The 5,011-nt window shown below is 70.8% G+C and carries 5 protein-coding genes; 3 read left to right on the top strand and 2 right to left on the bottom strand.

Annotated elements, in window-relative coordinates:
- The coding region (locus ACFXC1_RS01285) for an ATP-binding SpoIIE family protein phosphatase (protein WP_381237142.1) at window positions 1-1,579 on the top strand (1,579 nt) is incomplete at its 5' end.
- 11 nt (window positions 1,580-1,590) lie between these two features.
- On the opposite strand, the gene ACFXC1_RS01280 is transcribed toward ACFXC1_RS01285, so the two are convergent.
- Window positions 1,591-2,364 (bottom strand): sulfite exporter TauE/SafE family protein, encoded by a 774-nt coding sequence (locus ACFXC1_RS01280; protein ID WP_381237140.1) that lies wholly within the window; start codon window positions 2,362-2,364, stop codon window positions 1,591-1,593.
- 120 nt (window positions 2,365-2,484) lie between these two features.
- On the opposite strand from ACFXC1_RS01280, the gene ACFXC1_RS01275 reads away from it, so the two are divergent.
- Window positions 2,485-3,309, top strand: coding sequence for an alpha/beta hydrolase (locus ACFXC1_RS01275; RefSeq protein WP_381237138.1), 825 nt, complete (start codon window positions 2,485-2,487; stop codon window positions 3,307-3,309).
- Window positions 3,310-3,376: 67 nt separating this feature from the next.
- The gene (locus ACFXC1_RS01270; RefSeq protein ID WP_381237135.1) at window positions 3,377-4,189 is read left to right on the top strand and encodes an SAM-dependent methyltransferase; all 813 of its coding nucleotides are present in this window, start codon (window positions 3,377-3,379) and stop codon (window positions 4,187-4,189) included.
- 57 nt (window positions 4,190-4,246) lie between these two features.
- Here ACFXC1_RS01270 and ACFXC1_RS01265 read toward each other — a convergent pair whose 3' ends face one another.
- Window positions 4,247-4,768: a MarR family winged helix-turn-helix transcriptional regulator gene (locus ACFXC1_RS01265; protein ID WP_381237132.1), complete on the bottom strand. Its 522-nt coding sequence runs from the start codon at window positions 4,766-4,768 to the stop codon at window positions 4,247-4,249.
- Between the last annotated feature and the right edge of the window lie 243 nt (window positions 4,769-5,011).

Genomic DNA, 5,011 nt, shown 5'->3' with positions numbered 1-5,011 from the left:
CCCCGTCGAAATCAGCCTCAGCCCCCTGGAGACCACCGACGGCCTCCTCGTCTCCGCCGCCGTCCGCGACGTCAGCGAACGAAAGGCCGCCGAGGCCCGCATCAACGAACTCGCCGCGCTGGTCGAGTCCTCGCAGGACGCGATCCTCGCCAAGACCCTGGACGGCCGCGTCACCTACTGGAACGCCGCCGCGCAGCGGCTCTACGAGTACACGGCCGAGGAAGCGATCGGCCGGCACGTGTCGATGCTGGCGCCGCCGGAGCGCGAGGAGGAGATCGCCCTGCTGATGAAGCGCCTGAGCCAGGGCGAGAAGATCGAGCACTTCGAGACCCTCCGGGTCACCAGGGCCGGCAGGTTGCTCGACGTGGACGTCACGCTGTGGCCCACCCGCGACACGCGGGGCAGGGTGGTCGGTGCGTGTGCCATCGTCCGCGACATCAGTGACCGCAAACGTGCCGAGGCCGAGCTGAAGGTCCTGTACGAGCAGCAGCGGCACATCGCCCTCACCCTGCAGCGCAGTCTGATGGGCACCCCTCCGGCCATTCCCGGTCTGGCCGCCGCGAGCCGCTATCTGCCCGCCACCCAGGGGGCGGGGGTGGGCGGCGACTGGTTCGACATCATCCCGCTCGGGGCGGGCCGGGTCGGCGTCCTCATCGGTGACGTCATGGGCCGTGGCCTCGAAGCGGCTGCCGTGATGGGGCAGTTGCGCTCCGCGGCCCACGCGCTGGCCAAGACCGGGATGCAGCCCCGCCAGCTCATGCAGGCACTGGACGCGGTCGTGGCCGACCTCGACCTGCCCGACCAGCTGGTCACCTGCTGCTACGTCGTGATCGCGCCGGACGCGGGTTCCGTGACCACCTGCTCGGCAGGCCATCTGCCCACCCTGGTCGCGGGCACCGACGGCCGGGCCCGCCGACTGGACGCCCCGGTGAACGCGCCGCTCGGCGTGGGCGACGTCCTCTACCAGCAGTCCACCACGGAGATCCCGCCCGGCGCGACACTCGTTCTGTACACCGACGGTCTGGTGGAGACTCCCGGCAGCGACATCGAGTACCAGATCGACGAGCTGGCCGAGGTCCTCGGCGCCGCCTTCACCGCCACCCCCGAGCTGGAGTCCGCGACCGACCGCGTGCTGACGGCCATGCTGCCCGACGCCGAGGGTCACAATGACGACGTCACCCTGCTGCTGGCCCGACTTCCCGGTGCGCCCCTGGACACCGTCGGGCTGGAGCTGCCGGCCATGGCCCGCGCCGCGGCCGAGGGCCGCTCCTTCGTCGTCGACACTCTCACCGCCTGGAACTGCGCCCACCGGGCGGACGACGCGCGGCTCCTGGTCTCCGAGATTCTCACCAACGCGTTCCGGCATGCGGAGGGGCCTCTCGGCCTCCAACTGCGCCGTACCGCCGACGAGCTCGCCGTCGAGATCAGCGACTGCAGCCCGCACCTGCCACAGCCACGGCCGGCGGCGGAGGACGACGAGTCCGGCCGGGGCCTCATCCTGGTCGACGCCCTCGCCGACGGCTGGGGTGTCCGCCCCACCGACCAGGGCAAGACGACCTGGTTCACCCTCCGCCTGTGACGCGCCCGCCGTCAGCGCAGGAGCAGTTGCAGGCCGCCGATGATCGTCGCCGCGATCACCAGTTGCTCGAACAGTCGCTGGTTGATGCGGTTCACGGCCCATTTGCCGATCAGCGCACCGGGTACGACGAACGCCGCGAGTGCCGCGTCGAGCAGCAGCGAGTGGCCGTCGATCAGGCCGAGGCCGACGCTGAAGGGCACCTTGGTCACGTTGACGATCAGGAAGAAGAAGGCCGAGGTGCCGAGGAAGCCGAGCTTCCGGAAGCCCGCGGAGAGCAGGTACATCGACATGACCGGGCCGCCGGCGTTGGCGACCATCGTGGTGAAACCGCCGAGCACCCCGTAGGAGCGGGCCTTCACCCGCCCGGACCTGGTGGCCACCGAGTCCGGTTCGCCGTCGGTCTCCGCCTTGCGGCGGCGCCAGAGGGTGACCCCGGCCATGAGCAGCAGGATCGCGCCGATCGACGTGCGTACGACCGCGTCGTCGGCCCACACCAGGAACAGGGTCCCGATCACGACCCCCGCCGCGACCGCCGGGAACAGTCGCCACAGGGTGGGCCAGTGGGCGTGCCGCCGGTAGGTGAGGACGGCGAGCACGTCTCCGACGATCAGGATCGGGAGCAGTACGCCGGTGGAGGCGCGGGCGGGCAGGACGGCCGCGAAGATCGCCAGGCTGACCGTGTTGGCCCCGCTCACGGCGGTCTTGGAGAAGCCGACGAGCAGGGCCGCGGCGGCGAGCGCGGCGAATTCCCAGCCGGATATGTGCCAGAGCGTCATCGTGTTCATGCGAGGACCGATCGTATGTCCTTACATCTGCCCGCGTAAGGAGTGTCTCGCCAGGTGGCCCCTGCCACTGCCTCGCACCGGCTGATCATGACGCGCGACCGGCGATGCTAGTTTCTGGCTGTGGCCGACACCCGCGAGCATGTCCTCCCCGGTACCCGGAGCACGATCACCGCACATGAGTGGCCGCACGAGCGCCCGCGGTACGTCGCCCTCGTCGCGCACGGCTACGGCGAACACATCGGCCGGTACGCCGGGTTGGCCGCCGTACTGGTGGCGCACGGCGCCGCCGTCCTCGGGCCCGACCATCGGGGTCACGGCGAGTCGGGCGGTGAGCGGGTGCTGGTCGAGGACTTCGAGGACGTGGTCACGGACCTGCACTCCGTCGCCGACCTGGCGCGCGCCACCTACCCGGGCGTCCCGCTCGTCCTGATCGGCCACTCCATGGGCGGTCTGATCGCGTCCCGTTTCGCGCAGCGGTACGGCGACGAGCTCACCGCGCTCGTGCTGTCCGGGCCGGTGATCGGCGCCTGGGAGCTGCCGGGCCGGCTGCTCGCCCTCGAAGAGATCCCGGACGTCCCGATCAGTCCGGCCGCGCTCTCCCGTGACCCGGAGGTCGGTGCGGCGTACGCCGCGGATCCGCTGGTCTGGCACGGTCCAATGAAGCGGCCGACGCTGGAGGCCTTCGCCCGCACCCTGACAACGGTCGCCGACGCGGGTGACATCGGCCGGCTGCCGCTGCTGTGGCTGCACGGCGGCGACGACCGGCTCGTCCCGCTGCCCGGCAGTCGGGTGGGCGTCGAGCGGCTGAGCGGTGGCGAGTTGACCGAACACGTGTATCCGGGTGCCCGCCACGAGGTGTTCCACGAGACGAACCGGGCGGAGGTCTTCGCGGACCTGATCCGTTTCCTGGACGGTGTGTTGACCGGCCGCACCGGGTCGGCATGACCGTGCCAAACTGCTCGCACACCCCGTCGGGGTCGTCGTGGAACAGAGTCGAGCAGAGGAGCCTCGCGTGACCGGGACAGAACCGGAATTCCAGCGGATCGACACGTCGAAGCCGCATCCGGCCCGGGTGTACGACTGGTTCCTCGGCGGCAAGGACAACTACCCGGTCGACGAGCAACTGGGCCGTCACATCACGGCACTTGACCCGGGCGCCCCGCGCACCGCACGGGCCAACCGCTGGTTCATGCAGCGCGCGACACGTCTGCTGGTCCGGCAGTCGGGCATCCGCCAGTTCCTGGACGTCGGCACCGGCATACCGACCGCGCCCAACCTCCACCAGATCGCCCAGTCCACCGCGCCGGACGCGCGGATCGTGTATGTCGACAACGACCCGATCGTCCTCGCGCACGCGGCGGCGCTGCTGCACGGCACTCCCGAGGGCGCGACGGAGTACCTCCAGGCCGACGCCCGCGAACCGCTCACGATCCTCGAACAGGCCGCCCACGTCCTGGACTTCGACCGGCCCATCGCCCTCTCGCTGATCGCGCTGCTGCACTTCATCTCGGACGAGGACGGCGCCCACGAGCTGGTGGACACCCTGATCGACGCGCTGGCGCCGGGCAGTTGTCTGGTGCTGTCCGCGATGACCGCCGACTTCGAGCGGGAGAAGGTGGAGCGGGGCATCGCCGCCTACGCGGCGGGCGGGGTGACCCTGGTGGCCCGCTCGCACGCCGAAGTGAGCGGTTTCTTCAAGGGACTTGAGCCGATCGAACCCGGGATCGTGTCCGTGGCCGACTGGCACCCGGAACTCGCCGAGGGCGAGGCACCGCTCGGCGAGGGACCGATCTCGCTGTACGGCGGGATCGGCTTCAAGGCCTGACGAGCCCTCCCGGAGCCGGCCCTGACCGAACCAGCCCGGGGGGCATCCCCTGAACGGTCAGGCGGACGCGTCCGTGGACACGGACACGTCCACGTCCACGGCCGCCTCCGCGTGCGTGACGAAGTCGTCGACCAACCGGTGGAAGAGCGCCGCGAGTTGCCGCAGGTCCTCCGAGGACCAGTCGGCCAGCGCCATCTCCATGCCCCGGCGGCTCACGTCCCGGATGCGGTTGACGGCGGCCAGTCCGCTGTCGGTGAGCTGGATGCGCTGGGCGCGGCCGTCGTCGGGGTCCGGGATCCGCACCACGTGGCCGAGTTGCTCCAACTGCCGTAGCTGGCGGGTGACATGGGAGGCCTCCACCGACATCCGGACCGCGAGGACCCCGGGGCGCAGCGGCTCGCTCTCTGCGATGTAGCGCAGGATCGCCACGGCGGCCCGGTCCAGAGGCAGTCCGACCAGCGTCATCAGACGCTCGTGCTGCCGGGCCCGCCCGGCCAGATAGGAGATCCGGGTCAGGACCCGCTCGATCTCGACTATGTCCGCCGGGACGGACGCCGGTGCGGGTGGCGGTGTGGACATGCGTCCACCGTAACAGGTGCTTGCCTGAGTTAAGCAAGGTCAAAGACGGTTGCTTGACTTAAGTAATGCATTTATGGTTGCCTAACTCAAGCAAGTCAAGAGCTGGGGCCACCGAAGCGGAGGTGTCCCCGTCGCGCCGTACGCCGTGGGGACGGAGTACGGCGCCGGGGCCCCGGCCCCCCGGGGGGGGCCAACCCCCCCCCCCCCCCCCGGCCCCGGGGACCCCCCCCCCCCAAAGCGAGA

This window comes from Streptomyces hokutonensis (assembly GCF_042751305.1).
In the GTDB taxonomy this organism is placed as follows: domain Bacteria; phylum Actinomycetota; class Actinomycetes; order Streptomycetales; family Streptomycetaceae; genus Streptomyces; species Streptomyces hokutonensis_A.
This window is presented reverse-complemented; position numbering and strand designations above follow the sequence as displayed.

What these genes read in the sequence shown, in the direction of transcription:
- ACFXC1_RS01280 (WP_381237140.1), bottom strand. Translation starts at nt 2,364, where the DNA reads ATGAACACGATGACGCTCTGGCACATATCCGGCTGGGAATTCGCCGCG.
- ACFXC1_RS01265 (WP_381237132.1), bottom strand. Translation starts at nt 4,768, where the DNA reads ATGTCCACACCGCCACCCGCACCGGCGTCCGTCCCGGCGGACATAGTC.